The organism is Limnohabitans parvus II-B4 (assembly GCF_003063455.1).
Classification (GTDB): domain Bacteria; phylum Pseudomonadota; class Gammaproteobacteria; order Burkholderiales; family Burkholderiaceae_C; genus Limnohabitans_A; species Limnohabitans_A parvus.
This window is the reverse complement of record NZ_NESN01000004.1, coordinates 356,806-373,353: the sequence shown is the minus strand read 5'-3', so window position 1 is coordinate 373,353 and position 16,548 is coordinate 356,806. Positions and strand designations below refer to the sequence as shown.

Here is a 16,548-nt window from a genome sequence, read left to right as displayed (position 1 = left end):
CGCACCTCAAAACCGCAGTTGTGGGCGATGTCGGTGGCTTTGGACGCCCAAGGCGACACCGTGCCCAAACGGGGGCTGACCACGATCACGGGGCCATCCACCGGGCCTGCATAGGGTTCACCGTAAGTCAGCAGCGCCGACAGGGTTTGTTTTTGGGCATCGGCCAAAGGGGCGACCGTGGCCACCAAATGCACAAAACGGGCAGAAATGCCCTGAATTTGCGGCGAAATGGCCGCCAGACGTGGCAAAAGCTGGGCAATGCGAAAGTCGCTGAGGGCGCTGGCGCCTTCGAAAGTCGTGATGTGCAGGGACACGGGGTGGCCTTGTAAAGAGACGGAAAACCGTAGCGCCGGGGCCGCTGACTGGGGCTGGTCGGCAAAGGCGGTATTTTAGCCGGGGAAACCCTGATTTCTGGCCGATCTGAAACCCTCTGGGATAATCTCACCCCATGACCATCACCCTCAAAACCGCCGAAGACATCGAAGGCATGCGCTTGGCCTGCCGCCTGGCCGCCGAAGTTCTGGATTACATCGAGCCCTTCATCAAGCCGGGCATCACCACCAATGAAATCGACAAGCTCTGCCACGACTACATGGTCGATGTGCAAGACTGCATTCCGGCCCCGCTGAACTACGCCCCGGGCGGCTACAAGCCCTACCCCAAGTCCATCTGCACCTCGATCAACCACCAGGTCTGCCACGGCATTCCGAACGATAAACCGCTCAAAAAAGGCGACTCGCTCAACATTGACATCACCACCATCAAAAATGGCTGGCATGGCGACACCAGCCGCATGTTCCATGTGGGCGATGCATCCATTGCCGCCAAGCGTCTGGCTACATTGACCTATGACGCCATGTGGAAAGGCATTGAGCAAGTCAAGCCCGGAGCCCATCTGGGCGACATCGGTCACGCCATTCAAAAGTTTGCCGAAGGCCACGGCTTTTCGGTGGTGCGCGAATTTTGTGGCCACGGCATTGGGCGCGGCTTTCACGAAGAACCGCAAGTGCTTCATTACGGCAAGCCCGGCACCCTGGTGGAACTGGTGCCCGGCATGATCTTCACCATCGAGCCGATGATCAACGCAGGCAAACGCGACATCAAGGAAATGGGTGACGGCTGGACCATCGTGACCAAAGACCATTCACTCTCGGCCCAGTGGGAGCACACGGTGGTGGTGACCGAAACCGGCTACGAGGTGCTGACCTTGTCGGCCGGCAGCCCTCCGATCCCCACATTCATCACCCCCAAAACAGCCGCCTGAGATGAACGCTCAGGCCCCATCAGCAGATCTGACCGATCTGGCGCTGCTGCGCGAAACGTACAAGCACGACAAAGCCACGGTGTTGAACACCCTGGCCAACAGCGGTGCGGTCGCACGGGGTTTGAAGCAAACGCTGCGGCAACTGTCCATCCTGGCCGATGGGCTGCTGATTCAACTGTGGCAAAACGCAGGCTTTGCGCCTGAGCTGTCTCTGGTGGCCGTGGGGGGGTTCGGCCGCGCCGAGCTGTTTCCGTATTCCGATGTGGACGTGCTGGTGCTCTTGCCCGATGGGCTGTCTCCAGAAGACTCACCCGAGCTGCAAGGCCAGCTGGAACGCTTCATTGGCAGCTGCTGGGACACGGGACTGGAGATCGGCTCCAGCGTCCGCACCCTGAGCGAATGCCTGGCCGAATCGGCCAAAGACATCACGGTGCAAACCTCTTTGCTGGAGTCGCGGCGCGTGACAGGCAACACCCGCTTGTTCACCGAGTTTCAAAAGCAATACCAAGCGGCCATGGACCCGCAGGCTTTTTGGGTGGCCAAAACACTGGAAATGCGCCAGCGCCACACCAAATTTGAAGACACGCCTTACGCCCTGGAGCCAAACTGCAAAGAATCACCGGGCGGCATGCGCGACTTGCAGGTGATTTTGTGGGTCGCCCGTGCGGCCAATCTCGGCCACAGCTGGGACGAACTGGCGCGCAAAGGTCTGGCCACGCCTCTGGAGGCCAGACAGATCAAGCGCAACGAAGCCCTGCTGGGGCTCATCCGTGCACGCCTGCATCTGCAAGCCAAGCGGCGCGAAGACCGGCTGGTGTTTGACTTGCAAACCAATGTGGCCGAATCGTTTGGCTACAGCTCTGATGTGACGCCAGAGGGGCGGCTCGCCCTGCGCGCCAGTGAAAAGCTGATGCGCCAATACTATTGGGCGGCCAAAGCGGTGACGCAGCTCAACCAGATTTTGTTGCTCAACATCGAAGACCGGCTCAAAGCCGATCGGGGTGAGTCGGTCAACGATTTCCGGCCCCTGAACGAGCGCTTCTTTGAAAAAGCGGGCCTGATCGAGGTGGCCAGCGACGACCTGTACCAAAAGCACCCCCACGCCATCCTCGAGACCTTTTTGCTGTACCAGGCCACGCCTGGCGTGAAAGGCTTTTCGGCCAGAACCCTGCGTGCGCTGTACAACGTGCGGGCCATCATGAACGGGCGCTTTCGCGCCGATCCGGTCAACCAACAGACGTTTTTGCAAATCCTGCAGCAGCCCCAAGGCATCACGCACGCCATGCGCCTGATGAACGAAACCTCGGTGCTGGGGCGCTACCTGTGGGTGTTCCGGCGCATCGTGGGCCAAATGCAGCACGATCTGTTTCACGCCTATACGGTGGACCAGCACATCCTGATGGTGCTGCGCAATGCGCGGCGCTTTTTCATGGCCGAACACACCCACGAGTACCCGTTTTGCTCGCAATTGGCGGGTGGCTGGGACAAGCCCTGGATTTTGTACACGGCGGCTTTGTTTCACGACATCGCCAAAGGGCGTGGAGGCGACCACTCCAAACTCGGCATCGCCGAAGTGCGCACCTTTGCACGCCAACACAAACTGGACAAAGAAGACGCCCAGTTGATCGAGTTTTTGGTGGGCGAGCACCTGACCATGAGCCATGTGGCCCAAAAAGAAGACCTGAGCGACCCGGAAGTCATTGGCCGCTTTGCTCAGCGTGTGGGCAACGAGAGGCGACTGACAGCACTCTATTTGCTCACGGTGGCCGACATTCGCGGCACCAGCCCCAAAGTGTGGAACGCCTGGAAAGGCAAGCTGCTGGAAGACCTGTACAAATCCACCCTTCGCGTGTTGGGTGGCCGTGCACCAGACGCCAACGCCGAAGTGGAAGCCCGCAAGCGCGAAGCGCTGATCGAGTTGGCCCGCCACAGCGAACCCCATGAAGGCCAAAAAGCCTTGTGGGACACGCTGGATGTGGGTTACTTCATGCGCCACGACGCGTCTGACATTGCCTGGCATGCTCGCCAACTGTCTCGCCATGTGGCCAAGCCCGCTGAGGGCCCTGCCAAACCCATCGTGCGTGCACGCATCTCACCCGTGGGCGAAGGCCTGCAGGTGCTGGTGTTCACGCCCGACCAGCCCGATTTGTTTGCCCGCATTTGCGGCCACTTTGACCAATCGGGCTTCAGCATCCAGGACGCACGCATCCACACCACCCGCACAGGCTGGGCGCTGGACACCTTCCAGATCGTCACCCCCATGCTGCCCGAGCACTACCGTGAGTTGCTCAGCATGGTCGAGTCCGGGCTGACCCAAACCCTGGAAAAACAAGGTCCCCTGCCCGCCCCCACCCGCGGACGTGTGTCGCGGCGGGTCAAGAGCTTCCCGGTCACCCCACGCGTGAGCCTGAAGCCCGACGACAAAGCCCAAAGTTGGTTGCTCAGCATTTCAGCCAGCGACCGCATCGGCCTTCTCTACAGCATCGCCACCGTGCTGGCGCAACACGGCATTCACCTCCAACTGGCCAAAATCAGCACCTTGGGTGAACGGGTGGAAGACACCTTTTTGATCAGCGGTGCCGAACTGCAACAAAACAAGGCGCAGATCGAGATCGAGACGGAGTTGTTGAAGGCGTTGCAGGCGGGCTAAACCCGACAGCCATTACAGAGGCCGATGCTTTCAGCTACCGGCGGTTCTGATTCAAAGTGAAGACTCATGCTGGCTTGTCCTTCGGTGCGGGCAACAACTCGACCATGCGGTCAAAGTCCGACTCAAAGCGTGCATGCCCATGTGGGGCTTGGCGCTGTCGGCCCGCAGCTTGACCAGCTCGGCCGCCGTGTGGCCATGAATGGCGAAATGCACCTTGTTTTGCACCGTCGCAAAAAAGGCCTGTGTCAGCTCAGCGCTGGCGTCATAGTCCACGCTGGTGGCGTAAATGTCGGTGATCTTTTGGTAAAAACGGCGCTCGCTGGTCCGAATGTCTTGCAGGCGGCGGGTCAGCTCGTCGAAATAGTCGCGCCCTTGGCCGGGGTTTTTCAGGCGTTCATCGTCTAGCAAAAAGCCCTTGACGATGAACTCTTTGAGTTGCGCACTGGCCCACTGCCTGAAACGCACACCCGCTTGGCTGCGCACCCGGTAGCCCAGGGCCAGCACCATGTCGAGGTTGTAATGCTCTACATCGCGCTCCACCGTGCGGCTGCCTTCGGTTTGAACTGTTCGGAATAACCGAACAGTTGCGGCAGGCGTCAGCTCCCCATCCTCAAAGATGTGCTTGATGTGCTCGCTGATCGTGCCCTTGGCCTTGCCAAACAGCTCGGTCAGCTGCTTTTGCGAAAGCCAAAGGGTTTCGTTTTCCAGCACCACCGAGATTTGGGTTTTGCCCCCCTCGGTCTGATAAATCAAAAACTCGCTCATCAAAGGCTCCTTGCACCATGTGCGTCGACTGAAGGGGTTGCACTTGAACGCACCTCAGGCGGCCTTCACCACCTGACGGCGGTTGCTCTGCACGGTCTGGCGCACGGCCTGGGCCAGACGGCCCGAGCTTTCGGCGGCCAAAAAGTCTGCTTCCAGAGCGTCCAGCGGGTCCGCATCCGCAGGGGCGGCCTGGCGGACATCGTAGAGCGCGATGGCCTCGCGCGCCTCAGAGACCGTCAAGCCCGAAGCCTCGGCAATGCGACCCAAAGTTGCCCAATACTCGATCTGCCCGGCCACAGAACGGCGCATGCTGGATGCCGCCTCACGGGCCTGTCTGACCAAATTTGAAGACAGCTTGACGGATGAGAACGAAGATGAGGACGAAGACGACGATGCAGTCATGAGGCTCTCCTTTTGGCGCATTTTGCGCCATAAAAAGCCAAAACGGCCTTGCATCGCTCAAAAAACCATGGCGGAGACCGTGAAAAGAAGCATCCACACCCACCGTGCCCAAGCCTGTGGATAAGCCCGAGGACAACTGCGCCAAGGCGCATGGTTGCTGGACTGGCAGAGAGAGCCTAAAAAATAGGCAAATTGATCACCCACTCAAAACCCCGGAACATTCAGCCTCGAATCAAGGGAACTTGCAAGTCAACCCTTTTTACGCGGCGGCAGCCCCGTGTGCTGCGTGAGCAACTGGCCTTTTTTGGGTTGGCCCAGGCGCTTGGGTGCGGTAGACAGCGAGACCGACGACTTCGCACCCGCCCCCGTGCTGTTTTTGCGACGGGCGCTTTGGTAGCCCTCTTCGGCCAAAGGCTGCCAATTCGGAATCAAATGGTGTTTGCCGTTGCCAATCAAATCCGCCCTGCCCATGGCCTTGAGCGCTTCGCGCAGCAGCGGCCAGTTGGTCGAGTCGTGGTAGCGCAAAAACGCTTTGTGCAGGCGGCGGCGTTTGTCGCCTTTGACCACGTCCACTTTTTCGCTGTCGCGGGTGATTTTGCGCAACGGGTTGCGGGTGGAGTGGTACATGGCCGTGGCCGTGGCCATGGGGCTGGGGTAGAAGGTCTGCACCTGGTCGGCCCTGAAACCGTTCTTCTTGAGCCAGATGGCCAAGTTCATCATGTCTTCGTCGCTGGTGCCCGGGTGGGCGGCGATGAAGTACGGGATGAGGAACTGCTTTTTGCCCACTTCTTCGCTGTACTTGTCGAACATCGACTTGAAACGGTCGTAGGTGCCAATGCCCGGCTTCATCATCTTGGACAGCGGGCCGCCCTCGGTGTGCTCGGGCGCGATCTTCAGGTAGCCACCCACATGGTGCTGCACCAGTTCTTTCACATACTCGGGCGACTGCACGGCCAAGTCGTAACGCAGACCGGAGCCGATCAAAATTTTCTTGATGCCCTTGAGGTTGCGCGCCCGGCGGTACATGTTGATCAGCGGGCCGTGGTCGGTGGTCAGGTTCTGGCAGATGCCGGGGAACACGCAGCTGGGTTTGCGGCAGGCCGATTCGATCTCGGGGCTCTTGCAGCCCAGGCGGTACATGTTGGCCGTGGGGCCACCCAGGTCAGAGATGACGCCCGTAAAGCCTTTGACTTTGTCACGGATGTCTTCCACCTCGCGGATGATCGATTCTTCGGACCGACTCTGGATGATGCGGCCTTCGTGCTCGGTGATGGAGCAAAAAGTGCAGCCGCCAAAACAGCCGCGCATGATGTTCACGCTGAAGCGGATCATTTCCCACGCGGGGATTTTGGTCGCGTGGTCGTGACTGCCGTTTTCGTCGGCATAACGCGGGTGCGGGCTGCGGGCATACGGCAGGTCAAACACATGGTCCATCTCGGCCGTGGTCAGCGGGATAGGCGGCGGTGTGATCCACACGTCACGCGCGGTGTGGCCTTCGCCGTGCGCTTGCACCAGGCAGCGGGCGTTGCCGGGGTTGGTCTCCAGGTGCAGCACGCGGTTGGCGTGGGCATAGAGCACGGCGTCTTGCTTGACCTGTTCGTAGCTGGGCAGGCGGATCACGCTCTTGTCGCGGGGCGGCACTTTGTGCGTGCCTTTGCCACGCAGGGCCGGGTTGGGCACAAAGGTGAGCGGCTGAATAATGGGCTGAATAGCGGCTTGCACGGTGCGGGCCTGGGCCACGGCGGCGGTCAAATCAGCTTCGACGGCCGATGCGTCATTCCCGCGAACGCGGGAATCCATGGATGCCGGGTCAAGCCCGGCATGACGGTTTGTGGATGCCGGGTCAAGCCCGGCATGACGGTTTGTGGATGCCGGGTCAAGCCCGGCATGACGTTCCAAATTTGAAGTGTTTACCCCAGAGCGGGTGGCGTTTTGCGCATCCGCCACGTCCTTGGCCTCTTCCTCACGGGCGCAAGTGGCGCCCTGCTCCCGCGCCTGGTCCGAAATCATCAAATACGGGTTGATGTGCGCTTCCACATGGCCGGGGGTGTCCACGCTGGTGGAATCGATCTCGAACCAGCCTTCGGGGGTTTCACGGCGTACAAAGGCGGTGCCGCGCACATCGGTGATCTGCTGCACCGGCTCGCGGGCGGCCAGGCGATGCGCGATCTCAACAATCGCCCGTTCGGCGTTGCCATAGAGCAGCAAATCGCACTTGCTGTCCACCACCACCGAGCGGCGCACCTTGTCAGACCAGTAGTCGTAATGCGCGATGCGGCGCAAGCTGCCTTCGATGCCGCCGAGCACGATGGGTGTGTCGGGGAATGCCTCGCGGCATCGCTGGCTGTAGACGATGGCGGCGCGGTCAGGCCGTTTGCCGCCGACGTCGCCCGGGGTGTAGGCGTCGTCGCTGCGGATTTTGCGGTCCGCCGTGTAGCGGTTGATCATGGAGTCCATGTTGCCGCTGGTCACGCCCCAAAACAGGTTGGGTTTGCCCAGGGCCTTGAAGGCGTCGGCGCTGGTCCAGTCGGGCTGGGCGATGATGCCGACACGAAAACCCTGGTTTTCCAGCATTCGGCCAATCACGGCCATGCCAAAGCTGGGGTGGTCCACATAGGCGTCGCCCGTGACCAGCACGATGTCGCAGCTGTCCCAGCCCAGTTGGGTCATTTCCTCACGGCTCATCGGCAAAAACGGGGCCGTGCCAAAGCGCTGCGCCCAGTACTTGCGGTAACTGGTCAGCGGTTTGGCGTCGCGCGGGAAGAAAGAGACGTCGGTGAAGGCGTTCATGGGCTCGGTATCGGGATAACCCGCTAGTGTAGGCGCTTGGGGGTGAGCTTGAACATCCTGCGGGTATTCAACCGGGCGTGTCCGGGGCGCTCCAGACCCGCGTGTGCATATCCCGAATCAGGCCAAGGCAGCTTGCCTGACAATCCCCGCATGCCTTTTTCCATCGCCACGCCCGCCCACCACGAACTGGTCATCAAGAAAAGCCGTTTCATCGCTTGCGTCGAGACCGTGGCCGGGCGCGAGCAAGCGCAGGCCCGGGTGGCCCAGCTCAAGGCGGAGCACCCCGACGCCGCGCATGTCTGCTGGGCGCTGCTGGCCGGTGGCCAGTCGGCAGCCAACGACGATGGCGAGCCCAGTGGCACCGCAGGCCGCCCCATGCTGGAGGTGCTGAGGCACCAAGAACTCGAGGGGGTGATGGCCTCGGTGGTGCGTTATTTTGGTGGCGTCAAGCTGGGTGCAGGTGGCTTGGTGAGGGCCTACACCGATGCGGTGGCACAAGCCCTGCTGAGCGCCGAAAAGGTGGCGCTGATCAAGCAGACCCTGCTGGCCTGCAGCGTGCCCTACGCACTTGAAGGCTTGGTGCGCCGGGAGGTAGAGCTTGCGCAAGCACAGCTGCAAGAGGTAACGCACGGCAGCTTGGTGAGCTTGCGCTTTGCGCTGCCCGAAACCCAAGCCGCTGCCTTGGTCGAACGCCTGAGCGAAAGCGGTCGCGGTCAGTTGGTGTGGCTGGACACCGAGCGGGCAACATAAAACCCCAAGGATAATGCCGCCCATGCCCGAAACCGCTCCGCTGAACCAACCGCGCTCCAAGACCGATCTGTTCGTGTCCTTTACCCTTCTGGCCTTGCAAGGCTTTGGTGGGGTCTTGGCCGTGGTGCAGCGGGAGCTGGTGGAGAAAAAACGCTGGATGACCCGCGAGCAGTTTGTCGAAGACTGGGCCGTGGCCCAGATCATGCCGGGGCCCAATGTGGTCAATCTGTCGCTGATGATTGGCGGCCGCTACTTTGGTTTACCCGGTGCATTGGCGGGGCTGGCGGGCATGCTGGCCGCACCGCTGGTGGTTGTTTTGCTGCTGGCTGTGGCATTTGGCGGGGTGTCGGATGCCTTCTGGGCACAAGGTGCTTTGCGCGGCATGGGCGCGGTGTCGGCCGGGCTGATTGCGGCCGTGGGCCTGAAATTGATCGGTGCCTTGCGCAACAACCTGATGGGCATGCCCGTCTGCATCGCGCTGGCAACAGCCAGCTTCGTGGGCGTGGGCTTGCTGCGCTGGCCCTTGGCTTATGTGTTGCTGGGCACAGGCCTTGTGGCGTGTGGCTGGGCTTACCTGCAACTGGCCCGGCAAGCCACCCGTGACGGAGAAGCCCCATGAACCCGGTGCTGCACCTGTCGGCCCAGGAATGGCTGAGCCTGTTCAACCATTTTGCTTCGTTGTCGCTGTTGGCCGTGGGCGGCGCCATCACGACCGCGCCCGACATGCACCGCTATCTGGTGGACGAAACGCATTGGCTGAGCGATGCGCAGTTCACCTCGTCCATCGCGCTGGCACAAGCCGCGCCAGGACCCAATATTTTGTTTGTCGCCTTGATGGGCTGGAACGTGGGGCTGAACGCCGGAGCCGGTTTGGGTGGCGGCTGGACAAGTGTGGCGTTGGCCAGCTTGGGCGTGGCGGTCACCATGCTGGGCATCATGCTGCCCTCTTCCATCTTGACTTACACGGCCACGCGCTGGGCGCACAAGCATCGCGAAAAAATCGGCATTCGGGCATTCAAATCGGGCATGGCGCCCATCGTGATCGCCCTGCTGCTGGCCACGGCTTGGCTTTTGACGGTCAGCCACAACCAGCCTGCACGCGACTGGCCGCTTTATGTGCTGACGGCGCTGACCACGCTGGTGGTCTGGCGCACCAAGCTGCACATGCTCTGGCTGATTGGGCTGGGTGCCCTGCTGGGTGCTCTGGGCTGGGTCTAAGGCGTTCGCCAGGTCGTGCTTCAGCGGGGGTTCTCGAAGAACACGGTGTTCGAATAGTCGCTGACCTCGAAATACACCTTTTTCTCGCCGGGATCGACCTGCATGTTCAGGTTTTCATCGAGCACGCCATAGCCATAGCGGTAAGCACGGGGTGCCTTGTCGTCTGTACCCAAAGCCGTGCTGACCTTGTCCACCTTCAAAAAGCGACGCACCACCTTGTCGCCGGCATAGACTTCCATCACGCCATTGGTGCCCGTCCAGTTCTGGATGTCACGGCTGATCTTGTTTTGCTGCTCTTGGGTGCAGGCGCTGAGCAAACTGGCGGCTGCCACGGTGGTGATCAGCGCGATGTGTTTGATTTTGTTAAACATTGAAAACTCCCTTGGATGATTGCAGGGGAAATGTCGGGGCTAAAGCCACCGACCTACAGACCATTCAGGTGCGCTGGCGCAGTGCCTCGTACAGGCACACGCCACTGGCCACCGACACGTTCAGGCTCTCTACCGCCCCGCGCATGGGGATGCTGACCAACTCATCGCAGTTTTTGCGGGTCAGCTGGCGCATGCCGTCGCCCTCAGCACCCAAAACCAGGGCTGTGGGCACTTTCAGGTCCGCTTGGTAGATGCTGCGCGGCGCATCGCCGCTGGTGCCGATCACCCAGATGCTGCGTTCCTTGAGCTCGCCCAATGTCCGCGCCAGGTTGGTGACCATGAAATACGGCATGGTTTCGGCCGCGCCGCTGGCCACTTTGGCCACCGTGGCATTGATGCCGGCTGCATGGTCTTTGGGGGCAATGACCGCATGTGCGCCCGCACCGTCGGCCACACGCAGGCAAGCGCCCAGGTTGTGCGGGTCGGTCACGCCATCCAGCACCAAGAGCAATGGCGGGCCTTCAACGGTGTCCAGCAGGTCGTCCAGCGAATGGTTTTGAGGAATCGGCGCGACCATGGCCACCACACCCTGGTGGCCATGGCCACCAGCCAGCTTGGCGAGGCGCTCGCCATCGGATTCGATCAGGCGCATGCCCGAATCACGGGCTTTATCGATGAACTGCCGCATGCGGGCATCGCGGCGCGTGACCTCGTAATGGATTTCAACAACGGATTGGGGGGCGATCTTGAGGCGAACGCCCACGGCATGAAAGCCGAACAGCACTTTATGGGATGACATCCGGTGATTATCGTTGGTCTGCCGATGCGCCCGACGCCTCAGACAGCCGCCCCGCCTGAATCACCAGACTGCGTTCGCAGCGGGCGGCCAACTGCCGGTCATGCGTGACCAACACCAAGGTTGTGCCCTGCTCGCGGTTGAGCGCGAACATCAAATCCATGATGGCCTCGCCCGTGGCGTGGTCCAGGCTGCCCGTGGGCTCGTCGGCCAACAGCAAGTCAGGTTGCACCACAAAAGCGCGGGCCAAGGCCACACGCTGCTGCTCCCCCCCAGACAGCACTTTGGGCAGGTGCTTGAGCCGTTCGCCCAAGCCCACGCGCTGCAGCATGGCCGTGGCGGTGCTGCGGGCGTCTGGGCGGTCGGCCAATTCCAGCGGCAGCATGACGTTTTCCAAAGCGGTGAGGTTGGGCATGAGCTGAAAGCTCTGGAACACAAAACCCACATGCTGTGCACGCACCGCCGCACGTTCGTCCTCGGACAAATCAAACAGCGATTGCCCAGCCAAAACCACTTGCCCGGCGCTGGGCGTGTCGAGGCCCGCCAAAATGGCCAGCAAGGTGCTTTTGCCCGAGCCGGAAGCACCGACAATAGAGGCTGTCTCGCCCGCGTTCAAAGAGAAATCAATGTCGCGCAAAATGTCCAGTTGCCCACTGGCATCTTGCACACTTTTTGAGACGCCACGCACGGCAATGATGGATTCAGGCATGCACAAACCTTTGTTAAGACGACGTCACTTTAACTGGACCCTGCTGGCCCTTGCCGGCTGGGGCTTTGTGGCACCCGCGCATGCGGCTACGCCTCAGCGCATTTTGGTGGTGGGCGATTCACTGAGCGCCGAATACGGCCTGGCCCGTGGCACGGGTTGGGTGGCCTTGCTGCAAAAGCAACTGAGCCAGCAAAAACCCGGCGTGGAGGTGATCAACGCCAGCATCAGCGGCGACACCACCTCGGGTGGCCGCTCACGCTTGCCCGCCCTGCTGCAAAAGCACCAGCCCAGCCATGTGGTGATCGAGTTGGGTGGCAACGACGCCTTGCGCGGCCTGCCCATGGCCATGACCCAAGACAACTTGCAAACCATGACACGCCAAGCCCAGGCGACAGGTGCTCAGGTCACGCTACTCGGCATGCAAATGCCCCCCAATTACGGCCCCGACATGGCCCGCCAGTTTGAAGCGGCCTATGCGCAGGTGGCCAAAAGCCAAAAAGCGGCGCTGGTGCCTTTCTTTTTGAAAGGCATTGGCGATGACCCGGAGCCCCTCAAATGGTTCCAGGCCGACCGCATCCACCCCAACGAAGCCGCGCAACCGCGCATGCTGGCCAATGTCTGGCCCACTTTGAAGAAACAACTGAAATGAGCCTTCACCTGATCTCGGCCTTTGATGCCATGGCCAAACTCAACCAGTTTGACGCCATCCTGGACGCGCGTTCTGAAGGCGAACACGCCGAAGACCACCTGCCGGGGGCCCTCAGCTGGCCCTCGCTCAACAACGAAGAACGCATCCGCGTGGGCACGCTGTACAAGCAAGTCAACCCTTTTGAAGCCCAAAAAGTGGGCGCGGCGCTGGTGGCCAAAAACATCGCCCGCCACATCGAAACCCAGGTGATGGACAAGCCCCGCAACTGGCAACCGCTGGTGTATTGCTGGCGTGGGGGCAAGCGCAGCAACTCGCTGGCGCTGATCCTGGGGCAGATCGGCTTCAAGGTGCACCTGATCGAAGGCGGCTACAAGGCGTTTCGCAAAGAAGTTATGGAAGATACGCCACGCCAAGCGCAGCGCTTGCAGTTTCAGGTGCTGTGCGGCCCGACTGGCTCGGGCAAAACCCGCTTGCTGCAAGCGCTGGCCCAAGAAGGTGCCCAAGTGCTGGACCTGGAAGCCATTGCCTGCCACCGCAGCTCGGTGCTGGGCTTGATTCCGGGCACGCCGCAACCCACCCAAAAAGCCTTTGACACGCAAGTGTGGGATGCGTTGCGCGGTTTCAGCGCTGACCGCCCGGTGTTTGTGGAAGCCGAAAGCAAAAAAGTGGGCAACCTGACGGTGCCTGCCGAACTGATGGTGGCCATGCGGGCCAGCCCTTGTCTGCGCGTGGACTTGTCGCTGGACAACCGGGTGAATCTGCTGCTGGAAGACTATGCGTTTTTCACGCAAGACCGCGCCCTGTTTGCCGACCGGCTAGAGCGATTGACGGCCTTGCGCGGCAAAGCCGTGGTGCAAGGCTGGCAAGAAAGAATCGAACGGGGAGAAATGCGCGAGGTGGTGACCGAGTTGCTGTCAGGCCATTACGACCCGGGTTACGAAACCTCGACGGGCAATAACTTTGTGCATTACGCCAAAGCCCCCTTGATCACGCCTGCCAGCCACAGCATGGTGGACATGCTGGCACTGGCTCGGGCACTGGTGGAGGGCTCGCCTGAAAGCGGTCTATGAGCTTTCGGTGAGCGGTCGCAGCAGACGTTAGACGGGGGGGGTTAGACGGGAGGCATTTGCGCATCAGCCGCATCGGGCGCGGCAACAGCGCTGTCGGCATCGTCGGCAACATCCGGGTCGGACCCGTCTTCGGGCAAGAGGCCTGATTTGCGGTCGGACTTGGCTTTGAGCTTGTCTTCTTTTTTGCGTTTCTTGGCCAATTCTTTCTGGCGCTTTTCGAATCCGTAGTTGGGTGTGGCCAAGATGGCTCCTTTAATTTGAGCTGCCCAATGTAACAGCTTCCGACACGGTTTCTTCCCACTCGACGCTGCCACGGTAAGCGTGCCAGCTGGCATGGCCCAACCAAGGCCCCACCACAATGATGCCCAAGGCCCATGGCCGCAAGGCGGCCAGCACCAGAACGCTGAGCAACAAGCCCCACAAGAGCATCACACCGGGATGGGAAAAAACCACCCGCATGCTGGTGAGCACAGCCGATATCGCATCGGTGTCGCGGTCCAAAATCATGGGAATGGACACCACGGACAGCCCATAGACCAACGCGGCAAAGACGCCACCAACCCCGAGGTAGACCAGCAGAAATTCGATGTTTTGCGGATTGAACACGGCTTCGATCACGCCTGTGGTCGAAGGCATGCCGGTGTTGAAGAACACCGCAAACACCACCAGCGAAGCCCTGCCCCACAGCAACTCCAGCACCATGAGCACCAGAATCAACATGGCCATGCTGCGGATGTGTTGGTCCCAGCACATCAGCGAGGTGGCCATGTCGGGCACTTCGCTCCGCGCTCTTTTGCGGCTGACTTCGTACAGACCCATGGCCAAAAATGGTCCCACCAGCAGACAACCCGACACCAACGACAAGGTGTATTCGGGCTTGTGCTTGAACACCAGGGCCAACACTTGCGCCATGAACCAAAAGCACAGGCCATAAAACAGGGCAATACCGGGGTGACGCGTCAGGTCTTGCCAGCCCCGCAACAGCCATCGGAAGGGGTCCGAAAAACCCAAAGGCCGCATGCGCGATTGCGGGCCTTCGGGAGCCGGTGGCACATACGGTGCGGCCATGGTGGGCAAATCAGCGCTTTCGGTTGCGGCTGGGGCAATGGACTTGGCGTCAGCGGTCATGGCAATCAGGTCTTCGGTGAAATGCCCAGATTACCCCCGCCGTTGCCCCCTGAACAGTCAGGAAAATACCAATCCGGTCCACAAAGAACCGGTATCGAGGCTGTTTTCAGCTGATCCACGGCAAATGGGCTTGCGTGGCTTGAATCAGGTCATGCATCAGGTCTTCGGCAGACTCCAAGCCTGTCGAAAAACGCACCAGCGTGCCGCGCTTCAAGTGCGCAGGCCAGCCCTGGCGCATCGAGCCCAGCTCATAAGGCACGACCAGGCTGACCGGGCCACCCCAGCTGTAGCCAATCTTGAAGAGTTTCAGGTTGTCGCAAAACGCGTCCACCTGCGTCTGGCTGTAGCGTGGATCGATCATCACGCTGAACAAACCCGCCGCCAAGCCAGTGCCGGGCGTGCGTTCACACACCGCCTGCCAGTGCGCATGGCCCGGTGAACCATCGAAAGCCGGGTGAAGTAACTGCGCGCATTGCGGCTGAGCCTGCCACCAGGCGGCCAAGGCGCGTGCGGTCTGGTCGTGTGCCTTGTAACGCAAATCGATGCTGGGCAAGGAGCGCAGCACCGTTTCGGCATCGTTGGCCGCCACGCCCAAACCCAAACGCATGTGGCAGAGTTTGATTTTCAAATGCAGGGCCGGGTCCTGCGTGATGATGCTGCCCATCAGCACATCGCCACCGCCGCTGGGGTATTTGGTGAGCGCATGGGCGCTGATGTCCACGGCCAGGCTGCCACGCTGGCCAGCGCCTGCTGCATCGCCCAGCAAATCAAAAGGCTTGAAGGCCAAACCAGCACCCCAGGTGTTGTCCAGTGCGCACAAAACACCTTGGGCTTGGCAACGGCGCACCATCTCAGGCAGATCCGGAAACTCCATGCTGACCGATCCAGGGGCCTCCAGCCACACCAAACGTGTGCGCGGGCCGATTTTGCGGGCCAGATCTTCGGGGTCCATCGGGTCGTACACCTGGTGTGTGATGCCGTAATGGCGCAACTCACCTTCAGCCAGCGCCTTGTTGGGGCCATAGGCATTGTCTGGCAACAGCAATTCATCGCCACTCTTGAGCAAGGCCAAGGCCACCGTCGCCAAGGCCGCCAAGCCACTGGGCACCAGCACGCACTGGGCCCCGCCTTCAAGGGTGCACAAACGCTCTTCAAGCGTGTAGGTCGTGGGTGTGCCGTGCAAGCCGTAGGTGTAAGCCGATTTGTCTTTCCATTCACGCTGGCGCATGTCGGCCACGGTCGGAAAGTACACCGTCGACGCTTTGAAAACCCCTTGTTGCGGAGCTTCAAAGCCGATAGGTGGCGTGTAGGGGTGGTGGATCAGGCTGGTGATGTCTCGGTGTGTTTTGCTCATGCCAGCATCCTAATGCAAACGACCTCCCGAAGGAGGCCGTTTGCAGCTCAAAAAGAGGTGTTTTAAAGCGCCCCTCAGACACTCCACTTTTCGATCAACTTCTCGGGGCGCATGTTGTCATACGGTTCGAAAGGCTGGTGAATCCAAGGATTGGTAGGCAAGTCATCCACCGAGTAATCAGGCTTGAAGGTCGACACGCCCTTGGTCCAGATCACGGCAGTGCGCAACTCCGTCACAGGCTGGTAGTTGTTCTTGAGTTGATCAACCACTGCACGCAAAGTGTGGCCGGTATCCGCCAAGTCGTCGACCAACAGCACTTTGCCAGCGATCTCGCCTTTGGGTGTGGTGATGTAACGGGCGATGTCGAGGTGACCCTGGACCGTCCCAGCTTCAGCACGGTAAGAACTGGTGGACATGATGGCCAGTGGCTTGTCAAAAATGCGCGACAAGATGTCGCCAGGGCGCATGCCGCCGCGGGCCAGGCACAGGATGTTGTCAAACTCCCAGCCCGACTGGTGAATCTTGATGGCGAGTTTTTCAATGAGGTTGTGGTACTCGTCGTAACTCACGTACAGGTGCTTGCCGTCTTCGGTCAACATGGGATAACTCCAAAAAAATCAGGGGTTGAAATC

Annotated in this window: 19 protein-coding genes; 8 read left to right on the top strand and 11 right to left on the bottom strand. The window is 60.6% G+C overall.

All coding sequences use genetic code 11. The features are described 5' to 3' along the window. A partial coding sequence (locus B9Z37_RS12355; protein WP_146179735.1) for a hypothetical protein occupies positions 1–314 on the bottom strand: 314 nt, incomplete at its 3' end. A gap of 134 nt (positions 315–448) precedes the next feature. On the opposite strand from B9Z37_RS12355, the gene map reads away from it, so the two are divergent. Continuing rightward, positions 449–1,264 carry a type I methionyl aminopeptidase gene (gene map, locus B9Z37_RS12350; RefSeq protein WP_108313310.1) on the top strand — a complete coding sequence of 272 codons (816 nt, stop codon included), beginning with the start codon at positions 449–451 and terminating at the stop codon, positions 1,262–1,264. Position 1,265: 1 nt separating this feature from the next. Further along, the gene (locus B9Z37_RS12345; protein WP_108313309.1) at positions 1,266–3,914 is read left to right on the top strand and encodes a [protein-PII] uridylyltransferase; all 2,649 of its coding nucleotides are present in this window, start codon (positions 1,266–1,268) and stop codon (positions 3,912–3,914) included. Positions 3,915–3,965: 51 nt separating this feature from the next. On the opposite strand, the gene rhuM is transcribed toward B9Z37_RS12345, so the two are convergent. Both rhuM and B9Z37_RS12335 read right to left on the bottom strand, forming a co-directional pair. Further along, entirely contained in the window at positions 3,966–4,679 is a 714-nt protein-coding gene (rhuM, locus tag B9Z37_RS12340) for a RhuM family protein (protein ID WP_108313308.1), read from the bottom strand. Positions 4,680–4,733: 54 nt separating this feature from the next. Next, the gene (locus B9Z37_RS12335) at positions 4,734–5,081 is read right to left on the bottom strand and encodes a TA system antitoxin ParD family protein (protein ID WP_108313345.1); all 348 of its coding nucleotides are present in this window, start codon (positions 5,079–5,081) and stop codon (positions 4,734–4,736) included. Between B9Z37_RS12335 and B9Z37_RS14520 the strand changes: the two genes are divergently transcribed. Beyond that, positions 4,987–5,205, top strand: a complete 219-nt coding sequence (locus B9Z37_RS14520; protein WP_167394369.1) for a hypothetical protein — start codon at positions 4,987–4,989, stop codon at positions 5,203–5,205. The two genes, B9Z37_RS12335 and B9Z37_RS14520, sit on opposite strands and share 95 nt — an antisense overlap. 125 nt (positions 5,206–5,330) lie before the next feature. Here the strand turns inward: B9Z37_RS14520 and B9Z37_RS12330 are convergent, their stop codons facing one another. Continuing rightward, positions 5,331–7,871 (bottom strand): YgiQ family radical SAM protein, encoded by a 2,541-nt coding sequence (locus tag B9Z37_RS12330; protein WP_108313307.1) that lies wholly within the window; start codon positions 7,869–7,871, stop codon positions 5,331–5,333. A 150-nt stretch (positions 7,872–8,021) separates the two neighbouring features. Between B9Z37_RS12330 and B9Z37_RS12325 the strand changes: the two genes are divergently transcribed. From B9Z37_RS12325 to B9Z37_RS12315, 3 genes are read left to right on the top strand one after another with little or no spacing between them, the layout of a single operon-like run. Continuing rightward, entirely contained in the window at positions 8,022–8,621 is a 600-nt protein-coding gene (locus tag B9Z37_RS12325) for an IMPACT family protein (RefSeq protein WP_108313306.1), read from the top strand. A gap of 13 nt (positions 8,622–8,634) precedes the next feature. Continuing rightward, positions 8,635–9,240 carry a chromate transporter gene (locus B9Z37_RS12320; RefSeq protein ID WP_108313305.1) on the top strand — a complete coding sequence of 202 codons (606 nt, stop codon included), beginning with the start codon at positions 8,635–8,637 and terminating at the stop codon, positions 9,238–9,240. Continuing rightward, the gene (locus B9Z37_RS12315) at positions 9,237–9,839 is read left to right on the top strand and encodes a chromate transporter (protein ID WP_108313304.1); all 603 of its coding nucleotides are present in this window, start codon (positions 9,237–9,239) and stop codon (positions 9,837–9,839) included. Before B9Z37_RS12320 ends, B9Z37_RS12315 begins: the two co-directional genes overlap by 4 nt. A gap of 20 nt (positions 9,840–9,859) precedes the next feature. On the opposite strand, the gene B9Z37_RS12310 is transcribed toward B9Z37_RS12315, so the two are convergent. The 3 genes from B9Z37_RS12310 to B9Z37_RS12300 all read right to left on the bottom strand — a co-directional run bounded on the left by B9Z37_RS12310 (position 9,860) and on the right by B9Z37_RS12300 (position 11,715). Then, a complete protein-coding gene (locus B9Z37_RS12310) occupies positions 9,860–10,210 on the bottom strand; it encodes a hypothetical protein (protein ID WP_108313303.1) in 351 nt (116 codons plus the stop codon). A 64-nt stretch (positions 10,211–10,274) separates the two neighbouring features. After that, positions 10,275–11,009 carry a 23S rRNA (guanosine(2251)-2'-O)-methyltransferase RlmB gene (rlmB, locus tag B9Z37_RS12305; protein ID WP_108313302.1) on the bottom strand — a complete coding sequence of 245 codons (735 nt, stop codon included), beginning with the start codon at positions 11,007–11,009 and terminating at the stop codon, positions 10,275–10,277. 7 nt (positions 11,010–11,016) lie between these two features. Then, a complete protein-coding gene (locus tag B9Z37_RS12300; RefSeq protein WP_108313301.1) occupies positions 11,017–11,715 on the bottom strand; it encodes an ABC transporter ATP-binding protein in 699 nt (232 codons plus the stop codon). Here B9Z37_RS12300 and B9Z37_RS12295 point away from each other — a divergent pair. Continuing rightward, entirely contained in the window at positions 11,714–12,364 is a 651-nt protein-coding gene (locus tag B9Z37_RS12295) for an arylesterase (RefSeq protein ID WP_108313344.1), read from the top strand. The two genes, B9Z37_RS12300 and B9Z37_RS12295, sit on opposite strands and share 2 nt — an antisense overlap. Further along, on the top strand, positions 12,361–13,434 hold the full coding sequence (mnmH, locus tag B9Z37_RS12290; protein WP_108313300.1) for a tRNA 2-selenouridine(34) synthase MnmH: 1,074 nt from the start codon (positions 12,361–12,363) through the stop codon (positions 13,432–13,434). Before B9Z37_RS12295 ends, mnmH begins: the two co-directional genes overlap by 4 nt. Before the next feature lie 41 nt (positions 13,435–13,475). Here the strand turns inward: mnmH and B9Z37_RS12285 are convergent, their stop codons facing one another. From B9Z37_RS12285 to B9Z37_RS12270, 4 genes are all read right to left on the bottom strand, one after another. Then, positions 13,476–13,676 carry a hypothetical protein gene (locus B9Z37_RS12285; protein WP_108313299.1) on the bottom strand — a complete coding sequence of 67 codons (201 nt, stop codon included), beginning with the start codon at positions 13,674–13,676 and terminating at the stop codon, positions 13,476–13,478. A 10-nt stretch (positions 13,677–13,686) separates the two neighbouring features. Next, the gene (locus tag B9Z37_RS12280) at positions 13,687–14,562 is read right to left on the bottom strand and encodes a DUF2189 domain-containing protein (protein WP_407067235.1); all 876 of its coding nucleotides are present in this window, start codon (positions 14,560–14,562) and stop codon (positions 13,687–13,689) included. Between the two features lie 106 nt (positions 14,563–14,668). Next, positions 14,669–15,916 (bottom strand): PLP-dependent transferase, encoded by a 1,248-nt coding sequence (locus B9Z37_RS12275; RefSeq protein ID WP_108313298.1) that lies wholly within the window; start codon positions 15,914–15,916, stop codon positions 14,669–14,671. 74 nt (positions 15,917–15,990) lie between these two features. Beyond that, positions 15,991–16,515 carry a phosphoribosyltransferase gene (locus tag B9Z37_RS12270; protein WP_108313297.1) on the bottom strand — a complete coding sequence of 175 codons (525 nt, stop codon included), beginning with the start codon at positions 16,513–16,515 and terminating at the stop codon, positions 15,991–15,993. Between the last annotated feature and the right edge of the window lie 33 nt (positions 16,516–16,548).